This is a genomic window from Candidatus Margulisiibacteriota bacterium, assembly GCA_003242895.1.
GTDB lineage: Bacteria > Margulisbacteria > Riflemargulisbacteria > GWF2-39-127 > GWF2-39-127 > GWF2-39-127.
On sequence record QKMY01000057.1, the window covers coordinates 63,207 to 83,957 of the forward strand.

General features: G+C 38.6%; 19 protein-coding genes. 15 read left to right on the forward strand and 4 right to left on the reverse strand.

Annotation, left to right across the window (positions count from 1 at the left end):
* Nucleotide 1 precedes the first annotated feature (1 nt).
* From DKM50_10000 to DKM50_10010, 3 genes are all read right to left on the reverse strand, one after another.
* The gene (locus DKM50_10000; GenBank protein ID PZM78885.1) at nucleotides 2-2,464 is read right to left on the reverse strand and encodes a hypothetical protein; all 2,463 of its coding nucleotides are present in this window, start codon (nucleotides 2,462-2,464) and stop codon (nucleotides 2-4) included.
* A 172-nt stretch (nucleotides 2,465-2,636) separates the two neighbouring features.
* Nucleotides 2,637-4,190: an ATP-dependent protease gene (locus DKM50_10005; protein ID PZM78886.1), complete on the reverse strand. Its 1,554-nt coding sequence runs from the start codon at nucleotides 4,188-4,190 to the stop codon at nucleotides 2,637-2,639.
* A gap of 529 nt (nucleotides 4,191-4,719) precedes the next feature.
* The gene (locus DKM50_10010) at nucleotides 4,720-5,661 is read right to left on the reverse strand and encodes an NAD-dependent dehydratase (protein ID PZM78887.1); all 942 of its coding nucleotides are present in this window, start codon (nucleotides 5,659-5,661) and stop codon (nucleotides 4,720-4,722) included.
* Nucleotides 5,662-5,922: 261 nt separating this feature from the next.
* Here DKM50_10010 and DKM50_10015 point away from each other — a divergent pair, with 261 nt between their 5' ends.
* Nucleotides 5,923-6,366, forward strand: a complete 444-nt coding sequence (locus DKM50_10015) for a hypothetical protein (GenBank protein ID PZM78888.1) — start codon at nucleotides 5,923-5,925, stop codon at nucleotides 6,364-6,366.
* On the opposite strand, the gene DKM50_10020 is transcribed toward DKM50_10015, so the two are convergent.
* Nucleotides 6,363-7,070 (reverse strand): hypothetical protein, encoded by a 708-nt coding sequence (locus DKM50_10020; protein PZM78889.1) that lies wholly within the window; start codon nucleotides 7,068-7,070, stop codon nucleotides 6,363-6,365. The genes DKM50_10015 and DKM50_10020 overlap by 4 nt on opposite strands.
* Before the next feature lie 144 nt (nucleotides 7,071-7,214).
* Here DKM50_10020 and flgB point away from each other — a divergent pair, with 144 nt between their 5' ends.
* The 14 genes from flgB (at nucleotide 7,215) to DKM50_10090 (ending at nucleotide 20,696) form a co-directional block, all read left to right on the forward strand.
* On the forward strand, nucleotides 7,215-7,628 hold the full coding sequence (gene flgB, locus DKM50_10025) for a flagellar basal body rod protein FlgB (GenBank protein ID PZM78890.1): 414 nt from the start codon (nucleotides 7,215-7,217) through the stop codon (nucleotides 7,626-7,628).
* Between the two features lie 43 nt (nucleotides 7,629-7,671).
* Complete coding sequence (gene flgC, locus DKM50_10030; protein ID PZM78891.1) at nucleotides 7,672-8,097, forward strand: flagellar basal body rod protein FlgC; 426 nt, start codon at nucleotides 7,672-7,674, stop codon at nucleotides 8,095-8,097.
* A 144-nt stretch (nucleotides 8,098-8,241) separates the two neighbouring features.
* Nucleotides 8,242-9,828 carry a flagellar M-ring protein FliF gene (gene fliF, locus DKM50_10035; protein ID PZM78892.1) on the forward strand — a complete coding sequence of 529 codons (1,587 nt, stop codon included), beginning with the start codon at nucleotides 8,242-8,244 and terminating at the stop codon, nucleotides 9,826-9,828.
* Nucleotides 9,829-9,927: 99 nt separating this feature from the next.
* Nucleotides 9,928-10,929 (forward strand): flagellar motor switch protein FliG, encoded by a 1,002-nt coding sequence (locus tag DKM50_10040; protein PZM78893.1) that lies wholly within the window; start codon nucleotides 9,928-9,930, stop codon nucleotides 10,927-10,929.
* Nucleotides 10,910-11,626 (forward strand): hypothetical protein, encoded by a 717-nt coding sequence (locus tag DKM50_10045; protein ID PZM78894.1) that lies wholly within the window; start codon nucleotides 10,910-10,912, stop codon nucleotides 11,624-11,626. Before DKM50_10040 ends, DKM50_10045 begins: the two co-directional genes overlap by 20 nt.
* A 61-nt stretch (nucleotides 11,627-11,687) precedes the next feature.
* A complete protein-coding gene (locus DKM50_10050; GenBank protein PZM78895.1) occupies nucleotides 11,688-13,004 on the forward strand; it encodes an EscN/YscN/HrcN family type III secretion system ATPase in 1,317 nt (438 codons plus the stop codon).
* 22 nt (nucleotides 13,005-13,026) lie between these two features.
* Nucleotides 13,027-13,494 carry a flagellar export protein FliJ gene (gene fliJ, locus DKM50_10055; GenBank protein ID PZM78896.1) on the forward strand — a complete coding sequence of 156 codons (468 nt, stop codon included), beginning with the start codon at nucleotides 13,027-13,029 and terminating at the stop codon, nucleotides 13,492-13,494.
* Nucleotides 13,494-14,024 (forward strand): lytic transglycosylase domain-containing protein, encoded by a 531-nt coding sequence (locus DKM50_10060; protein ID PZM78897.1) that lies wholly within the window; start codon nucleotides 13,494-13,496, stop codon nucleotides 14,022-14,024. The genes fliJ and DKM50_10060 overlap by 1 nt, the downstream gene beginning before the upstream one ends.
* 163 nt (nucleotides 14,025-14,187) lie before the next feature.
* A complete protein-coding gene (locus DKM50_10065; GenBank protein PZM78898.1) occupies nucleotides 14,188-15,243 on the forward strand; it encodes a hypothetical protein in 1,056 nt (351 codons plus the stop codon).
* 71 nt (nucleotides 15,244-15,314) lie between these two features.
* Nucleotides 15,315-16,802 carry a hypothetical protein gene (locus tag DKM50_10070; protein ID PZM78899.1) on the forward strand — a complete coding sequence of 496 codons (1,488 nt, stop codon included), beginning with the start codon at nucleotides 15,315-15,317 and terminating at the stop codon, nucleotides 16,800-16,802.
* 10 nt (nucleotides 16,803-16,812) lie between these two features.
* Nucleotides 16,813-17,472, forward strand: coding sequence for a hypothetical protein (locus tag DKM50_10075; GenBank protein PZM78900.1), 660 nt, complete (start codon nucleotides 16,813-16,815; stop codon nucleotides 17,470-17,472).
* A 174-nt stretch (nucleotides 17,473-17,646) separates the two neighbouring features.
* On the forward strand, nucleotides 17,647-17,901 hold the full coding sequence (locus DKM50_10080; GenBank protein PZM78958.1) for a hypothetical protein: 255 nt from the start codon (nucleotides 17,647-17,649) through the stop codon (nucleotides 17,899-17,901).
* Nucleotides 17,902-17,979: 78 nt separating this feature from the next.
* Complete coding sequence (locus tag DKM50_10085) at nucleotides 17,980-19,950, forward strand: hypothetical protein (GenBank protein PZM78901.1); 1,971 nt, start codon at nucleotides 17,980-17,982, stop codon at nucleotides 19,948-19,950.
* Between the two features lie 191 nt (nucleotides 19,951-20,141).
* Nucleotides 20,142-20,696, forward strand: coding sequence for a hypothetical protein (locus DKM50_10090; GenBank protein ID PZM78902.1), 555 nt, complete (start codon nucleotides 20,142-20,144; stop codon nucleotides 20,694-20,696).
* Nucleotides 20,697-20,751 lie beyond the last annotated feature (55 nt).

The window sequence follows — 20,751 nt, forward strand, 5'->3', positions numbered from 1 at the left end:
ATTAAACCGGTGTTTGCATAGCGCGATATTTTTCTATAATAGGAAGAACAATCTCCATATTTTTTGATGGTTTTTGCGTCGATAACTTAACTGCACCTGCTTGCTCAAGTTTTTCAAGCACTAGTCCAACTACGACAGCATATCTCTTCTCTGCTTCTTCTTTTGATATCTTGGTGCCATCGAATATTTCTGCATCAAACCCTGCAACTTCAGCGACTTGAACTGCAGTTGGGTCATTTGATGAACCTCGAGTTACAAATGAGCCTAAATGGGTTCCATTCATAGTAAAATTGATTTTTCCAAATCTCCATATTTTATCCTGGTCATCCCATTTTTTTTCGAATTCGTCAACTGTTATTCGACCTATGGGCGTCTCAAAGGTGGATTCTGCTTTAAAAATTTCTTCAGCAATTTTTATGCTCACACTTCTTGCGAGGCCAATAAGTTTTTGCGGTATAGGGCCATCAGCATTGGACTTCCAGCCGGTATCATTTTCTGGTAAAGCTGCAACAGTGTCTATTACCTTTTGTCCGAATTCCGGTTGAAATCTTGGTGCATCGCGGTGGTATGGAATTTCTTTCTTTTCACTAATACCAAAAATGGCACCGGTTTGGATTGAATTTCCGTCGTACAAATGTGCTTTTTTCGCTTCATTTACTGCCATAGCGGCAAATAATAAACCTACTGTGATTGGATTTTCGTATTCACCCGTATAGTCTAGCCACGTATGTCCGGATGCTTCAAAATATCCTAAAACGACATATCCTTCATCTCTAAGTTCTCTCGCCTTAGCCTTAAGGTATACATATCCGGCATCGGTAATAAATGTTTCAATCCCTAATCGCTTGGCTTCATCGTGAATGGCTTTTGTCGATAAACAATCCGTAATAATAGCTACTGGTTTTCCTTCTTCTATGGCTTTTGAGTAGCCACCTTCCTTCATTAAGAATGGAAGGAGAAGCTGTCCGACTTTGTCTGGTGCAAGTACTTGTGATTCCCCATTTTTAGATCGAATAACAATAGACCCTCTATCTCCATCAAGGTCAAATGCAATCCCAAATTCTGCAAAAGTCTCGTTCATAACTTTGATCATCGGTTCTAGGTTTTCATTGATAGAAGGGTCTGCAGTATGCTCTCCTTCAATGGGTATGACTTCTGCATTAAGTATTGTCGTATCTGCTCCCAACATTTCTAATGCTTTTTTCATGAGTATACCGCTGGATGTGTTTGAGCCTTCAATCGCAGCTTTAATTCCTCGAAATGGCATAGGTAGTTCCGGTAACTTTCCTAGTTCTTCTTGTACTTTGGCGTTGATGTTCGGAGAATTGTTAAGCTTTTGCGCTATGGAATACATGGTCTCACCCTTAACATATCCCAGCGCAGATAATACTCCCAGAACTGCCATGTTAGTGTGTGATTCCCCTACGTCAAAGGATTTATAGTTTCCTAGAGGCTGCATTAATTCATTAAGTTTATTGTTATCCATGAGTTTTTTTATGTTCTTTGGAGTTGTGATTTTAATGTCATACGTCGTCATGCTTTCTAATAAACCGGATTTTCCGATAAATGATACTTTTGTCCCGACTACAATATCTTCTATCGGTCTTGATACATGACTTGCTGTCAAAAAAACACTCATCGCCGGCTTTGCTACACGTACCTGATGAGAGAATGCAGATACGCATGACGGAAGCATTTTAGGGTTACCCTTGTTATCGATCCCTTGGTCGGCGTATCCGAAAACTACATCATATCCCCTTAATCTGGCAGCATATATCGCAGCGTCTACAATTTCCTGATCATACTTTCTGCCATCATGTGTGATCAATACTGTTTTGTTATTTTCTATTCCCAGAGTTGAGCATCTATTTTCAAGTATATCTATCCATGACCATATATAATAAGCTGTATTTTTAGGAGAATAATCTCTTCCCCCTTCGTTAGTAGCCCTGAAATCATAATCTCTATTGACGTCGGTATTGAACTCTAGAGTTTCATAAAAATAAGTGTTGTCTAAAGATCTTTTTAAAATATTTAGTATTTTCTCGGAATTACTACCAAAGGTTTGGTTGAAAGAATCTAAGAATTTTTTATTAGAATAAGAAAATTTTCCTGTGGTCCTATTTTCTTTATTGATAACTTCAAGTGTTATTAAAGTTTTCCAGATTTCATCATTTTTTTCAATATCAAAAAGCGCTGATTGATCGACAGTCGCATGTCTTTTAACTTTTCTAATACCTCTCAAATCTTTTGCAGTTACATCGAATTCTCTTTCTATTCCACTAAGGTAATCAAGGTATTGCACCGCTTTTGATGCAGATATGTTAAATTTATCTGTAATATTTTTTACCGAGAAGGAAAATGGACTGGAAATAATATAGTTGTGTATATTATTTATAGTTTTTGTATCGAGTTCAGTTAAAATAGGTATTTTCTGGTCAACTTGTATTACTTTTTTTTTCATTATAAAATAAAGCCCCCCTTATTGTTTTATTTAATGAAGTTATCGTAAGATTTTTGAAATTATTTCAGATTAAATTCCATAGCTCAAAAGAATATAGTATTTAGTCTTCTATTGATAAGTTTTTAAGCGCACTTTATATTATAAAAAGCGAGTGCAAGAAACTCTATCTTTTTTATTTAAAAGACTCTTTGATCTTTTCTTCCATTACTTTATCCGGATTTTTTACAACATTCATATCTATTTCAAACTCGGAGTCAGGTTTGTTTTTTTTAATTAGCTTCAATCCATATTCATAATTATGAAACAATTCGTAACAAAGCTGATCAATATCCTTATCATCGTCAGCACTCTGAGAAATTATATAGCTGCTGGCTTCAGGAGTTATGGCAACATGGAGATCTGCTTTTTGTGAGATTTTTTGAATAAAGTCATCAAGTTTCAATTTATAAAAATGTAGTCTAGCGTAGGCCGGATCCTCTATTATCCGGTGGAGTTCACTTTTTGGATTTTTAATAAGGCTTTCGGTTGCAACAAAATATTTAATATCTGTTGAAGGAAGCTCAAATTTGAAATCACGAAAAGTTTTTTCTAGAATAGTTCCAAGGCTTCGCGCTCCGGTTTTTTCTTTAGCCGCCTGTTTTGCTATCTCGGTAAGTGCGCTGTCTTCCAGGAAAATGCTAATTCCATAGGCAGAAAAAGAGGTAATATATTGCTTGAGAATAGAACCTTCCGAGTTTTTTAAGATATCAAAAAGATCTTTTTGTTCCAGGTCCTGGCAGAAAACACGAATTGGTAACCGGCCTATGAACTCCGGTTCCATTCCGAATTTTATAAGGTCCTCAGTGCCTGTTCTAAAAAGAATATCAAAATCTGACAGCGCTGTGGCTTCCTGTCCCAAAAATCCTATCTGACTTCCTTTGAGGCGTTTTTTTACAATATCGATAAGGCCGTCAAAAACACCGCTCACTATGAATAATATATGTTTAGTGTTTATGGTATCCTTTTTAGGGGCTTTTTTTCCGCCCATTACACTCTGTAGTTGAGATTGAATATCCCATGGAGTTGTAAGCGGTACATCAGTATCTTCCATGAGCTTTAGTAAATTGGACTGGACACCTCTGCCGCCCACATCTCTACCCATTGGTCCGCCTTGAGCGCTGGCAATTTTATCTATTTCATCAAGGAAAATAATCCCATATTGAGCAAGATCTATATTTCCATTAGATTTTTTGACGAGTTGTCGTACCAGATCTTCAACATCTCCGCCAACATATCCTGTTTCGGAATACTTAGTTGCATCTCCTTTTACAAATGGTACACCAATCAACTCGGCAACAGTTTTAATTAGATACGTTTTTCCTACGCCTGTAGGTCCGATCATAATGATGTTTTGCTTCACATATGTCTTCTCGTCAGCACCTTTTCGAACTTGCGCTATGTGATTGAAATGGTCACAGATTGCAATTGCCAGAGCTTTTTTTGCCTCGTCCTGCTTAATAACGTACTTATCGATATAGGTTTTGAGTTCTTTCGGTTTAAAAGCAAATTCTAACTTTTCTTCAGGATTTTCTTCTATTTCCTCTTCCGGAATATTTTCTTTCGTCGGACCCTCAGGGTTTTCAAAACCAAATATAGCATTAATATTATATTTACTTTTTAAAAGATCAGATAAGTCTTTTTGTATTTCATCAAAAATTGGCTTATCGTCATCATCATTATCTTTCATAAAAATCCCCTTTTATAACTGTAATCAACATTAGTGTACTACTTTTTAAATAAAAAACAATACGCAGTTGTCATGATAAATCATGGATAACTACAATAAATATCAGAAAATTGAAGATATCACTTGTAATATAATTTGAGGCGGATTATTCCTTATAAAAAAATGAGCTAGGGTTCGGTTAGCAGCAACACGAATTAGTTATGTATGACTGGCTATCGTCGATTGAGGTTCTCTATGTACCTGCCTAGTAACTGTACATTTTGACATTTTAGAAGTGAAGGATCGAGTGTTAGTTTGGTATGGTTAAATTCTTTGAAATAAATGGAAAAGAATCTTATTTTCTTTTGATCAAATAATGTTTTTATAGTCATTAGGCACCTCGTTTGTTTTGGTTAACTAGTATTTTCCCGGCAGGAAAGTAAAGCCAAACATCGGTAATTATAGAACTACTATAATGGTTTATCGTATGTCTTTTAAAGGAATTGCGTCAAAATGTTGAAATGCTTTAGATAGGGTGGTGTAAAAAAAATTAGTTCCTCCCTGTTTTTAACCATGTCCGTGTCCTTGAGATACCTTCTTCGAGTTTGACTTGAGGCGCCCAGGATAGCAATTTATTTGCCTTAGAATAGTCACATAGAAGCTTGGGTATTTCGCTTTGTGGATGAATATGCGGGATATGTCTTATTCGTGTTTTATCGGGACAGATAATTTCTGCCAGGGTGTTAATCGAGACGTCTATCCCGGTTCCGGCATTAATAACCTGTCCGTTCGCATTCTTAGCGAGGCCGCATTCGATAACGAAGCGAGCACAATCCTCTACGTACAGGAGATCCCTTGTTTGGAACCCATCTCCATAGATAGAGAGCTCTTCGTTTTTTAGCTCTTTGCTTATAAAAATAGCAACGACCCCGCCTTCGCCAGAATTTTTTTGATAGGGGCCATAAGTGTTAAAAGGACGAACAATGACCGCGGGTAATCCATATGCGTAATAATAAGACTGCACGAGATATTCCCCTGCAAGTTTGGCTCCTGCATAAGGGGATGCAGCTTTGAGGGGGGAAAGCTCATTTATCCCAAGTTGTGAATCGGCCCGGTCATATACCATACAGGTACTCATATAGACGATTTTTGTTCCGGTTGTTTTGCAGGACTCCAGTACGTTCAAAGTCCCTGTCGCATCGTTATCAAAGGTTTTTCTCGGATCATCTATACTGTCTTGTACATTTATTGAGGCGGCAAGATGGTAGCAAATATCGAACTTGTTTTTAAAAAGAGCTTGTACAATTGGAATGTTCTTAATGTCTCCTTGAACGAATCCTTTGAAATTCTGATGATTAAGGAACTGGATAATGTTTTCTTTTTTCCCGTTAGATAGATTATCAAGTACCCAGACAAAGTGTCCCTGATCAAGTAATTGCTTAACTATCCATCTGCCTATAAACCCGGCACCTCCGGTGACAAGAATATTCATAGGGTACTCCTTGGTGTATGAATTCATTCATAGACGGATTAATAATCAGTCTGTTTTAGGGCATTGATCAATCTTTATGTATCTTAGCTTGTATTATACCAGATGTTTTCCTTAAACCTCTACCAAAACAGCGCAGGCATTTATCAATATTTCGAAGACCATTTTATAGCGGTTTCCGCTTGTTTTGCCTGGGGACCGGTTTATATGATAGAATTAGGTATTAAAAGGCTTAGCATAATTTTATTGAAATGAAAGGCTTTCATGAGTAATGACATATCCAACAAAATTATAAGACTTAGAGAAGCTGAGGATGTCCTCTATACTGAGCTGCAAAAGATAATTATTTATGAGAAGACTGTTCTTGCTGACGGTAACTATGAAAAATTCGATCCGATCATGGAAAAAAAGAAGAACATCATGTACAAGATAAATATTTTTGAAGCTGAGTTGCAAACAATAAAGAAACGAATGAGTGTTTCTGATAAATCAGTATTAGTTGAAGTCAATAAAAAAGAAAAATTACTGGCCGAAAAGGTAGCTGCTATTCAGTCGATGGAAGATGCAAATATTAAGATAATTATAGAAAAGCTCGCTGAAATCAATAAAGAAGTCGGTACTTTTGGAAAAAAGAAACATTTAGAAAAGCATTTCGGGGCGTATAAAAGTTCTCCTATGAGTTCAAAAGTTTTTGATGCCATGATTTAGCTAACTGCTTCAATCATTTTTATTGCCATAATGATATCGCAAAAGGCTTCTCCACGCCGTAGTCGATCGGAAAAAGATTCTCTAATCTGTAAAAGTTCATTTTTGTTGTAACTGCCTTTTTTTGCTTTTGCCCAGTAGAGTATGAGCGCATCCAGTGTATTGATATTGCTTTCTTCCGGTGTAAGCTCAATTTTTTTTCCGGGTTGAATGTCTTTTAGAAATAGTTTTAGACAATCATCAATCTTTTCTCTTTTTTTTATAGTTTTTTTTATGGTTTCTATATTTTGTTTTAAGGTTTCGATGTGCTCACTTTTATACAAAGAAAATGGATATCCCGGAGTGTTTTTTTCAAGTTCAGACGTTCCGAGTAACTGTTCAATAAGTAGATTGTTCGCAGCCATCCATTCAGTTGTCAGTTGATTTATTTTATTGAGTGTCTGATGGTCAAGAGAAAAGATTAAAGGGTTTTTAACCGTGATACTTAATTTGTTTTCTCCCCATGCTTCGCCAAGTGTTTTTCCGCTGTTTTTGGCTTCAATAAGTTGCTTAATGCTTTCAATATCCTCTTTTCTATAATATCTGACATTTCGTGATCCGAGTTTTGGCGAAATATATCCTTTTTTTTCCCAGTATTGTAGCTGGCGATGGGTGCACCCGGTTATTTCTCTTGTATCTTTGAGGGTATAATAATTTTTTAGTATCATAGTTCTTTTATAATACAAAAAATGTATCGAGTCAAACCGAAAGTTAGAGAATTGCTGGGATTAACTTAATTGACACCAATTTTCACGATTGATATAATAATTGGTAGTACACTAGTCTAGAGTCATAAATAAAGAGCCCATATTATGGATAATATTGTTAACGATGGTTTTTATAGTTCAATAGAACGCGGCCTTGATTATTCGACATTACGCCAGCAGGTTCTTGCAAACAATATAGCTAACATTAATACTCCTCGTTTCAGAAGATCAGACGTTGCTTTCAGTAAAATGATGAAAAACACCGGATCAAATGATAATAATTTTGCTGGTATTTTTAGTACGCACCAAAATCATTTTTCTCTCGGAGACAATGGAAATAATAAGACGGCAATGTTTGTTAGTCAGCCTAATGATACTGCTTTTCGAAATGATCTTAATAACGTAGATATTAATAAAGAAACCTCAGAATCAGCCAAAAATGCCATTTATTATCAGGCACTTACCCAAATCGCCGCTAGACGGTTTAGATTGATGAAGGATGTTATTCGAGGCCGATAGTTTATTCGGAATCTCATAATCGTTAAAAAAAAAGGGGAATTCCGTGGGTTTTTTCGATATCGCAGATATAAGTAGTTCTGGTATGAGCGCTGAACAAATGCGTATGAATGTTATTGCCGATAACATAGCTAATAGTGAGACAACAAACTCTGAGGACGGCGGACCATATAAAAGGAAAAGCGTTATGTTGGAGGCTGTTCAGGGGTCTCAATTTGCCACGGTTTTTTCAAACAAAGTTGGTGGCGGTGTTAAAGTTTCTCAGGTAGTAAGTGATAAAAATCCCCCTAAAATGGTATTTGACCCAAACCATCCGAATGCGGATAAAAATGGGTATGTAAAATATCCTAATGTCAGCGTGGTTAATGAAATGGTAGACATGCTTTCAGCCTCAAGGGCTTACGAGGCTAACATAACCATGTTTAATCTAGCCAAGAATATGGAACTCAAAGCATTGGATATCGGTAGATAATCTGGTGCCTTTTGCATTACCTCCTTGTTGTTATTAAAAAATAAAGCTAAAATAACAAAAAAGAACTATAATAAATCTTTTGTTCCGTCCCGGAAGTTCAACGGGTATGCTAACGATACTATTTAAGGTGTGAATATAATATAAATGCAGAAGTTGATATTAGACGCACTTAATCAATTCAAGAAACTTTGGCAGTCTTTAGAGACGACACAAAAGATAACAATAATGCTTTTAACTATTGTTATCTTTTTGTCGCTTTTCTTTATTGGTATGTGGGGTACAAAACCCGATTACGAAACCCTATTTTCTAACTTGGATAGCCAGGATGCCGGCCAGATTATTTCTAAACTGGGCGAAGCTAAAATACCTTATAAGCTTGATGCCGGTGGGAACACGATCTTGGTCCCGAAGAAAAACGTGTACGAACTACGTATCCAGATGGCCTCTCAAGGATTACCAAAAGGTAGTGGCGTTGGGTTTGAGGTATTCGATAATTTTAAACTGGGAGCAACTGATTTTACGCAAAAACTCAACTACCAGAGAGCATTGCAGACAGAACTTGAAAGAACGATAACCAAGATTTCTCAGATTAAGCAGGCGCGAGTTCATATCGCTATTCCTGATGAACAGATTTTTTCCGATGAAAAGCAGGAAACGACAGCTTCAATCGTTCTCGACCTTATTGGTGGCGGCGAACTTAATCCTAAGCAGATTAAAGGCATTGTCCATCTTGTTGCTAGCGCCATTAAAGGGTTGAAACCGGAGAATATTACGGTTATTGACACCAATGGTAATTTGCTCTATAGCAAAGAAGAATCGACGTATGGAGAAGGTGGGTTTTCATCAAACCAGATGGAAGCGCAAAATACTTTTGAACGAGTACTTGAGAAAAGAATACAATCCATGCTGGTTACCGTAATCGGTCAGAATAAATCAGTTGTGAGGGTAAGTGCCGAATTGGATTTTAACCAGGAAAAGACTGAGTCTGAGATCTACGAACCGTCTGAAGAAAAAATCCCACGCTCAGAGAAGACGACTGAAGAAAGTTATTCTGGTGAAGGCGCTCAATCCGGCGGTGGAATGGCAGGAACGGATTCAAATATTCCAGGCCTTAAAAATGCTGGACAAAGCGGCAATTCCTCAAAGTATTCCCGTTTGGAAGAAGTTAAAAATTATGAAGTTACGAAGAGAATTAAGCATGAAGTAAAAGCTCCGGGCTCGGTAAAACGGCTTTCGGTTGCTGTTATGTTGGATCGTCAAGTGAATGATGAGCAAACGGGAGCTATTTCCCAAATAGTTAAAGCTGCAATTGGCATTAATGAGGCGAGGGGCGATTCTTTGGTAATAAAAAATATCGCTTTTGATAAATCTGCTATGATTCAAGATAAGAAAGAGCTTGAAAAAGCCGAATTGATGAATATGGTTATGTCTGTTGCCAAAGCAGTTGGAATTGGGGTTGTCATTCTCGTGTTTGTACTCTTCCTTTTTAATGCCTTACGAAGGCTTCCGAAATCTCCAGCTCCACAGACTCAAGAATCAGCTGATCTTGATAAAGAATTAGAAGAGCGCGAAAAAGAAATTGAGATGGAACTTGAACGCCTGGAGAGAATGTCGATGCCTACTGCCGAAGCCCAAAAGAAAGTTGCGATGCAAAAGCAGATTGAGAGATTAGCGAAGAAAGACTCTGAAGGTTTCATTAAATTGCTAAGAAGCTGGTTAGCTGAAGACTAGTTGTTATAGTTCGATAACAGTGAATTAAGGGTGTGCCTTGTTGCGCCTTGAGGGTTTGTTATTGGGTAATGAAATAGAAAATAAGAAGGTAAACTAATTATGGGTGATGCTAAAGGGGCAAAAAAGGCGGCTATTCTATTAATTGCTCTTGGGAAAGATGTTTCTTCAACTGTTTTTAAGCAGCTTACGGAGTCCGAGATTGAAGCGCTTACCTTAGAAATTGCCAATCTTGGGAAGATTCCGCCTGACCAGCAATATAAAATAGTAGAAGAATTTTATCATTTAACGAAAGCTCAGGAATATATTGCTAAGGGGGGGGTTCATTATGCCATGGAAGTCCTCGAAAAAGCACTTGGTCCGGATAGAGCAAAAGCAATTATTGATAATCTCTCCACTTCTTTGCAGACTAATCCTTTTGAATTTATTAAAAAAGCTGATCCAACCCAGGTTCTTAACTTTATTCAAGGGGAACAACCACAAACAATAGCTTTGATACTGGCTTATTTGCCTTCGGAGCTGGCAGCGCAAATATTATCTTCTTTGCCTGAAGATATGCAATCTGATGTGGCGAAAAGAATTGCTCAGATGGATCAGACGTCTCCGGATGTCGTGAGTCAAATAGAAAAAGTACTGGAGATGAAACTCTCAATGGTAATTGGCCAGGACTTTTCACAAACCGGCGGTGTTCGGACATTGGTGGATGTTTTGAATAAAGTTAATAGAACGACAGAACGTACAATCCTCGACTCGTTAGGTCGTCAAGATCCTGAGTTGGCTGAGGAAGTTAGAAAAATGATGTTTGTATTTGAGGATATTCTTTTACTTGATGATCGATCGATGCAAAGGGTACTGAAAGACGTTGAGAATAAGGATCTTAGTTTAGCGCTGAAAACCTGTTCCGATGAGCTCAAGGCAAAAATATTCAAAAACATGTCTGAGAGGGCTGCTGAGAACTTGAAAGAAGAGATGGAATATCTTGGTCCGGTTCGATTAAAGCAGGTAGAAGAGGCTCAGCAAAGGATCGTAAATATTATCAGGAGCCTTGACGAAGCCGAAGAAATTGTTATCTCGCGAGAAGGGGATGAAGAAAAATTTGTCTAATATCATTAAAAAAAGTACTGGAGATAGTTTTTCAATATCAAGCTTAGCAATGGAGACGTTTCATTCTCAAGTGGAGTATGAAGCTCTCGAACAAGATCGATCTAATATTATTGAACAAGGAAAAGAAGAAGCAACTCGGATAAAAGAAGATGCTCAGGCAGTAGCTAATGCTATTGTCGAAACCGCGAAAAGAGAGGCGGTCCTGATCAAGGAGTCTGCTCGAGAAGAAGGCTATAAACAAGGATTAGGGCAAGCTCGAAATGAAATAGAGGATGAGTTTTCTGCGGGAATAACTGCAATACAAAATATTAAACAGATGATCGATAAGAATCTTGTCGAAATTTTTCAATCAATTGAGAATCATGTATTAGAAATAATTTTTGAGATTGCCAAAAAGATAGTAGGGTATGAGGTAAAAGCGAACAAAGCTATTGTTTTGGAAATTATAACAAAATGTTTGGCAAAAACCAGAGAAAGAAATCACATTATAATAAAAGTAAACCACAATGATTTTGATATGGTAGAAGAGAAAAAAGAATATTTCCAAAGAAAAGTGCGGGGATTAAAAATGATCGATATTGAAGAATCCGATCAGGTTTTTGAAGGCGGCTGTATCATAGAAACTTCAGTCGGTGATATTAATGGCGACATTGAGGAACAGTTTCATAAGATTAAGGATGTTTTTTTGAATGAGTGAAGTACATTAACGGTAAGTGCAAACCGCTGCCTACTATCTAATAATAAGAGTTACGACAATCATGGACTACACAATAAATATACCCAAATATATAGAAAAAATAAAGTCAATTGACACTATAACTGCGATGGGGAAAGTCAATTATATTGTAGGACTCCTTATAGGGTCGGATGGCCCTGGTGTATCGGTTGGTGAGATATGTTTCATAGAAAATAACAACAAAGAAAAAATCCGTGCAGAAGTTGTAGGTTTTAAAGAAAACAAAGTACTATTGATGCCTCTGGGCGACATGAAAGGTGTTGCACCTGGAAGTAATGTGTTGGCAACAGGGAAGCCGTTTAAGGTGGCAGTTTCAAACCATATACTCGGAAGAGTTCTTGATGGTTTGGGAAACCCGCTTGACGGAAAAGGGATAGTAAAAGCTAGCTCATATTATGAAGTCTCAAAGCAACCTCCGAATCCACTTTTGAGGCGCCGTATTAATCAGCCACTGGCTGTTGGTGTTCGTGCAGTCGACGGACTTATGACAATTGGTAAGGGTCAGAGGATAGGTATTTTTGCCGGCTCTGGGGTTGGTAAAAGTACACTGTTAGGTATGATGGCACGGAATACCGAAGCTGATGTTAATGTTATTGCGCTTATTGGCGAACGAGGACGTGAAGTTCGTGATTTTATTGAAAAAGATCTGGGAGAAGACGGACTAAGGCGGTCTGTTGTTATTGTTGCTACTTCTGACCAGCCTGCGCTTATTCGTATTAAAGGAGCTTTTGTGGCGACTGCAATCGCTGAGTATTTTCGTGATCAAGGTAAGAATGTGTTGCTCATGATGGATTCGATTACCAGATTCTGTATGGCTCAGCGTGAAGTAGGTCTAACCATCGGGGAGCCGCCTGCAACGAAAGGATATACACCTTCGGTATTTGCGATGTTGCCGAAACTGCTCGAGCGGGCCGGTACTTCTGATTGCGGCACAATAACGGGACTCTATACGGTATTGGTTGATGCTGATGATATGAATGAGCCGATTGCTGATGCTTCGAGAAGTATTTTAGATGGACATATTGTTCTTTCGCGCAAAATTGCAGCGATGAACCACTATCCTGCAATTGATGTCTTAGAAAGCCTTTCGCGTTTGATGGTTGAGGTAACGAGCGATGAGCAGCAGCGGATTGCTGGAGGCCTGAGGGACATAATGTCGACGTATAACGAGGCACAAGATCTTATCAATATTGGCGCATATATTAAAGGATCGAATCCCAAAATAGATTATGCAATTACGAAAATCGACAGTATTAATAGTTTTCTTAAGCAAAAAGTTACCGAAAAAGTGACCTTTCAGGATGTTGTTGGGCAGTTGATAAAAATATTTGCAAATTAAATTTGAATAGGAAAAATGCTTTATGAAAAAGTTCAAATTTAAACTACAGAAGCTTTTAGATTTGAAGATCAGGAAAGAAGATTTTGTTAAAGAACAATTTGCGAAGGCGGTTCGTAAATTAGAAACGGAAAAAGATTTTCTAATCCAGGCATCTTCAGAATTGTCTGAAGAAAGACAACAGCAAAAAGCGAGACGCTTGCAGCAGAGAATTTCATCTGATCAGGAACTCCAGTACCAGTGTTTTTTTAAAAAACTTCAAAATAAAATAGCTGCAACCCAGATAAAAGTTAACCAGGCAGCGAATGTTGTTAATCAGAAAAGGGCAGAATTGATTCAAGCTCGTAAAGATCGTAGAATAATAGAAGAGTTAAAAGAAAAGCAAATAAATGAATATTTATTGATGGTAGATAAAGAAGAGAATAAGGTTCTCGACGAAATAGCCACTATGGCTGCGGCGCGAGAGAATGAATTCGTTATGAAAGGTATATAATGTTTGACTCGATAGATAGTATCCAGAGACGTATAAGCGAAATTGAACGCAATTTCGGAGTAGCTCAAACTAATATTGACACAAATATTAAAACCGGACAACATTCGGATTTTGCTTTAACTTTAAAAAATAATATAGCTGATGTTAATCTGAAAAAAAAGATAGAAGACAATATTGGCAAATATTCTGAAATGTATAAAGTCGACCCTAAATTGATAACTGCGGTTATCAAGGCCGAAAGTAATTTTAATCCGAATGCTCAGTCTCCTGTTGGTGCACAGGGGCTCATGCAGCTCATGCCTGGAACCGCAGACTCACTAGATGTGGATGATCCTTTTGATGTCTCCCAGAATATTGAAGGTGGAACCAAATATCTAAGTGGGCTTTTACGGAAATACCAGGATGTTACAAAAGCCTTAGCCGCTTATAATGCCGGACCAGGAGCCGTAGATAAATATAACGGAATCCCTCCCTATAGAGAAACTCAACAGTATATCAAAAGAATTCTCAAAGATTTGGGCAATATCTAATCCATTGATATAATTTATTCAAAGATAATGATGATCTGGTTCGCACGAGTTCAACGGATACCTGCGAATTTACTAAACGAGGGTTCTATACCCTCGAATTGTACCTGCTATGAAAGAGAATATTACGAAGGGCTTATCGCTCTGAGCTCTAAGGGGAACGTGTATGGCGGAAGAAGAAAATAAGGTATCACAGAAGCTTCATCAGTTAAATGTCGTATTTGCCTTTATTAAAAACCCGCGGTTATTTCGAATTGGCGGGTACGTCGCTGCAATATTGCTATTTTTATATATGTTTTTAGCAGTACTGAGCTTTTTAAACGTAGTTCCAAAAGAAATTGCAAAAAATCTGCCGTTTATTTCGTCGGTAGTCAGTAGGTCTGCAGAGCTGGACAACCTTAGTACGCAGACTGAACTTACTCCCTATAATCTTAATACCAAAATAGTGTATCCAAAATTTTCCAGAGTCTACCGAAAAGACGATCCTTATGTGCAGATTGAAGAGCAGAATAAGGAACCGTTAAAAGATCAGGTTGTTATGAAACGACAGTTCTATGATGGGAAGAATGTGGGCGAGATTTTCCTGAACGATCAGTTGGTAATAAGAATTTATAATAAAGGTCCTTATAATAACGAATATGCCAGAGCGGATGAGGTAGCTGAAAAACTTAAGAGTTTTATTAAGGAACAAGCCGATATGCTGAAGCTTATTCCGAAGATTGTTTCCGGCAACCTTAGCATTGTCCATGGAAACGATATTCTTGACCAGGTAAATCAGGCTGACGCAATGGTGAATAACTCAACTCCTTTGCAGCAGGCAATTGCCTGGATAAATAATATTAGAATCGCGTCAGGAGTGACGACCCTGGTAAAGGAATCAGATTATCAGAGTTTGGTTCAAAATCCTGTTGTCCAACCTGAGGTTAAACCTGAAGTGAAAGTCGCAACAAAGAATGAAATTGTTGTCACGAAACTACCGGAAAAGCTTTCAAAAGAAGACGAAGCAGCACGAACTAAACTATTGAAAAAGATAGTAAGAGTTTATGAGGCGATGCCTTCTGGCGAGGCCTTGGATATCTTTGGGAAAATGTCAGACGGACAAGTCGCCGATATTTTATCGAATATGCAGGATAGAAAACTAGCAAAGATTCTAGCGGTAATGGACGCTGATAGAGCCGCTACGATCACAAAGCTGCTTGCAGATAAAAAGGCAAATAAATAAATTTATGATTGACTTTCCGGTCGATAAAAGGCTTGAAAGAATAACAGATTAGATAGAAAAGGAGGTGAAAAATGGAAATTGCACTTATTGACACGAATACCTTCCCGTACTCCGATTTTTCTACACAGGATACATCGGAAGAAAAGGGATGGAATTCTAATTTCAAGAAATTGCTTGAGGAGGTAGCTTCCGGAGAACTCGATGGCAACAAAAAAGTTGAGAAAGAGCCGAATAGAGAGAAGCAGAGACTCACCGCAATGAGCGATACGGATAAAGAATCAGAAAAGGCAGTGACTGAGCAAGGCGATAAGAATCCGGACAAAAAGGTACAGGTTCTTATAGAAAACGTATACTATTTAGTTCCTAATGCTTTAATGATAAGGGAACTGGAAAATATCGTGAAGAATAAGAATACTCTTTCCGCCAATAACAAAGAAATGCTCGATGATATAGAATCCGTTATTAGTGCATTGAAGTTACGCGGTGGAGTTGAGAAAGCCGGTATCGGGAAAACTGCTGATCCAGGACTTGCCCTAAATAGCTTTGCGTCCAATCAAATCAAAGATAGCGGTAACCTAAGCAATAATGAAATTAATCACAAAAGCCAGCAAACTTCGAATGCCGAATTAAATAAGAAGATTAACGATTTATTGCAGAAATTTCCTCTTCTTTCCGACCAGATCCATAATGCCATCGCAAAAGCTTCAAAAGAAAATAGTATTGATCAATCTGCGATACGTCCAAAAGATACTGCTTTATTGGAATTGCAGGGGCTTAAAATGGCTTTGTACCCTGGAGATGCCAAGAGAGTAGAGGATCCCGCAAAAGCTGCGTCTGATGCCCAAGATCGAGAGATCAAAGTGGTAAAGGATATTTCTTCTGAAAATAAAACGAAAATCCAAAACGTTACGGTGGTGAATTCTTTAACCCTGGATAATCAGAGGATGACGAACAAAGAAGAAATTATATTGAAGAAAGTATTTAGGGATAATGATATGGAGCGGCCCTTGATGGAAACGAAAGTATCTATCGGTAACATTTTGGGGCAACAGAATCAATCTCAGCTTGAACCGAGGATTACAGCTTCTGCTGCTGTTTCAGATGCGGGTAAATTTCGTAACGCAATTATTGATCAGATCGACAACGGTGTGAAGATGCATTATAACCCGCCACAGAATGAAGTTAGGATGAAGTTGAATCCGCCAATGCTCGGTGAAGTAACAATCAAGGTCCAACTGGTTGATGACAAAATGCAGGCAGGAAAGCAAGTATTGGTTACAAGTATGGTCGTGGAGAGTGAGAGCGTGAAAGATGCCGTGATGGCAGGAGCGAACCAATTGAAGCAGTCTTTACAAGAGCAAACAGGTTTACAAGTTAAGGATTTTTCAGTAATTGTCAGGACTGGTCAGGAGTTTACTCAGCAGCAGAAGCAGAATGAGCTTCCTCGATCTATCAAGAAGCGCCGCTTTTCTGTCCTCGAGGATGATGATAAGGATGTTGCCGAGGTCCTTTCAGAAGTCGGATATGCTCTTCAAGGGATTTTAGACTATAAGGTATAAGGAGAAGTATATGGATATTACTAGTGTTGGTTCAGCTACAACAAGTACCGAGGATTCGAGAAAAACGAAAGACTCTTTGGGGAAAGATGACTTCCTGCAATTGCTGGTAACGCAGCTACGCTACCAGGACCCTTCCGCTCCGATGGATAATCAACAGATGATTGCACAATTGTCTCAGTTCACATCATTGGAACAAATGAAGAATGTCGCTTTAGCAACAGAAGGTGTTCAGGCGTTTTCAATGATTGGCAAGTATATACAAGCTGAGACTGAAAATTCGGAAACTCATGAGACGATCATTACCAGTGGTTCAGTCGTGATGATAGCGAAGCAGGCAGGTAAATATTATGCTACTGTGGATACTGGTTATGAGTTAGATGAATCAGGTAATCCACTTGCAATGAAGATCCCGGAAGCCGCATTTTCAGATGTCGTTCGGGATACGGCTTTTAAGTCGGAGGATATCTGGAATGAGCTTAAGAATAAGGGCTATCTTGATAATAATGGCCGGATAACATCCAAATTTCAGCCTAATGCTGAAAATTTTGTTTTAGATATAGATTCTCGATATGCTGACTATGGAAAAAAGATCTCAGATGTATTGAAAAATGCGCATCTCAAGACTGTAGAGGTAGAGGATGTTGTAACTGTGTCGAATTATCAAGCCTAAATAATTAGTTAAACGAAAGGAAGGTGGAAGTAAACAGTGAAAGAGGACGCAATTATTTCAGCAGCACAGAGAATAGCCGCAGAGCGGATTGGTATTAGTGGCCCGAAACAGAAACAAGCTGTTCCCCGAGGTGAATTCGAGAATTCATTGCGCCGGACACTTCAAGATGCTGATATGGGCTTGGAATTTTCGTCTCATGCGATAGACAGGCTGCAAAAAAGGAACCTGACTGTCTCGGCAGAGCAGCTTTCTCGATTAAATAATGCAGTTAACAAGGCGAGTGACAAAGGAGCCAAAGAATCTCTGATAATGGTAGATAATCTGGCAATGATTGTGAGTATTACGAATCGAAAAGTCATTACAGCAATGGATGTTGCAGGAATGAAAGAAAATGTTATTACAAATATTGATAGTGCAGTTATTAGTTAGCAGCTTGGACCTCGTAGAGGAGAGCTGTCTTTAGCTCCGAATGAGTTAAAGAATCGCTTGGAAGGAGGTTGATCTTATATGTTAAGATCGATGTTTGCTGGTCTTTCTGGCCTCGTTAATCACAAAACCGGGCTGGATGTAATTGGTAATAATATTGCCAATGTTAATACAATAGGTTTTAAGACCTCACGGGTAACGTTTCAAGATTTGCTTTCCCAGACATTAACCGGTGCTTCTTCGCCGGTAGATGGTGGGATGGGTGGTACGAACGGCATGCAAGTAGGTCTCGGTTCTAAATTAGGATCTATCGATGTTTCTATGGCGCAAGGTAATTTGCAGTCCACAGGCAACTTCACAGATCTAGCGGTTGAAGGAAATGGGTTTTTCATTTTCGGTGAAGGTGACTCCGGTAATTATAGATATTCGCGTGCAGGTAACTTTTCAATAGATGCGCAAGGTAATTTAGTCCATATTTCCGGTCTTCATGTTATGGGATGGAATGTTAATGATGCATTGACAGAAATCAACACTTCGCAGAATATTTCAGATGTTACTATACCCAGTGGTATCACAATTAAAGCGAAACAGACGGATGCGATCAAATATGGCTATAACCTTAACGCTTCGTCTTACGTTCAAGGAGAAGCCCAGTTGCAAGCCGGTAACTCCGCAGGAATGGGAAACGTTGAAGGAAACTGGACCGGTCAGGTAAACGGGGTAGCAACCACCTACGATACAGTTGGAACTCACACTATTGCAATTACGCCGCAGAAAGTAGTCGGAGAAAGGACCGGGTTAGCGGGCGAATCACCGTTAATCTCCCACAAATACCAAAAGATATCGGAATTGATCATTATGGAATCGAATCGTATCTCCGGGAGTACTCCTACTATAGGTGGGGACAACGGTGATGGGACTTATACCTTAAAGGTTATTGTTGATGGTGTTTCAAACGATATTATTGTTGCAGGTACTGATACTGTTGAGACGGTTCTAGAAAACATCAACAGGACAATCCCCGGTGTAACCGCAACACTAGCCCAGGGAAATCTTTCGATTAAAAGGAATACCGCGGGAGTTTCCAAAACAGTTGCGGTGAATGATACCGTGAGCGCTTCTGCAGCAACCTACGGGATTGCAGACCTTCTTTTTTCAAAAACCCCTGCAAATGCCGGAGGTGTCAATTTTGACACGACTTCTGTCATTCCTGCTTCGATAACCTGGGGATTTATCCCGAGTACAGGTTCTTCCGGATCTTTTAGTAATGATACGACCCATCTTTCATTTTCGTCAGGTGATTCTGGTATAATAGGGATGAACGGCATCATTGTTTCTTCAGGACAGGAAGGTTTTTCTGAAGGTGTTGCGGTTGTAAAGACCTTATCCCCTGAGATACACTCTACAACAGCCAGGGTATATGATTCACTTGGTGCTCCTAGAAACGTGATCCTTACCTTTGAGAGGACTAATGCCAATACCTGGGGCTGGTCGGCTACAGGGAATCAGGTGAGCGGGACCGGAGAGTTGACCTTCAACCAGTATGGCCAACTGCTCAGTACAACAAATGACAAGATTAATATCGGTGGTATTAACGGATCTCAGTCCGCAACGATCAAGCTTGATTTTGGCGATATTACTCAATTTGCTTCTGATTCAAGTGTCATTTCGACCTCACAGGATGGATATACTAAGGGAAACCTGGATTCGTACACGATCGATCAGATGGGTATTATAGTCGGCAGGTTCTCGAACGGTCTCAGTAGAAGCCTGGCACAAATAGCCATAGCCAACTTTAATAACCCGAGCGGTCTTCAGAAAATGGCTGATAGCAGCTTTGGTGAAACGAATAACTCGGGAGATCCTCAGATCGGTATGGCAACCTTGGGAGGCAGAGGTAAGGTGTCAACCGGTACGCTCGAAATGAGTAATGTAGATATCGCAACGGAATTTGCCAATATGATTATTTATCAAAGAGGGTTTCAAGCGAATGCAAAAACAATCTCTACAGCAGATGACTTGCTTAATACTCTGGTAAATATCAAGCGATAATCGTTACTATTAGTTTTTTAATATTTTTTTCTGATAAGGTTTGCGGTTATGAGCTGGTCCGTAACCGTAAACCGGACCAGATAAGCCGCTGGGCATTAGTGAGAATGAAAAAAGATAAAACTTTGTTTTGTTTTGTGATATATTATATATATAAATTAATTTCTGAATAAAAACGAATACAGGTGGTTATATTGGCAGAAGAAAAAAACGAAAATGAAAATCAGAATAAACAACCTGAAGGCTCAAAAAAGAAAATTTATTTAGGTTTAACGCCTCTTCATGCAATAATCGGCGGCTTAGTAATTATGGCTATACTGACAATAATTACAGGATATTTTGCTACGCATAAAAGTATTAAGGTTGAAAAACCGGAAGAAAAGCAGCATGCTGAAAAGACAGTCGAAATGGGTACTATGTTTCCACTCGAACCCTTTATCGTTAATTTAATCGACTATAATGGAAGGCGATATTTGAAGACAACCATAGAACTGGAGATAGAAGGTCTCGCTGGTGAAGATAAGAAAAAAGAAGGTGAAGGAGAGGGTGGGGCTAATAAAGAATTAGAAAAGATGGTCCCGTTCATGCGGAATATCATTATAAATATCCTTTCCTCAAAAACATTTAAGGATATCAGTAGTGTTGAGGGAAAAGATAGTTTGCGGCAAGAAATTGCTTTTCGAATAAATAATGCGATGACCAAAGGTAAAATTAAAAACGTCTACTTTAAAGAATTTGTTATCCAGTAAGTTTTTTATGGTATCAGGATTTTTGATTGGTACTTTTTAGAACGCTCATAGCGCT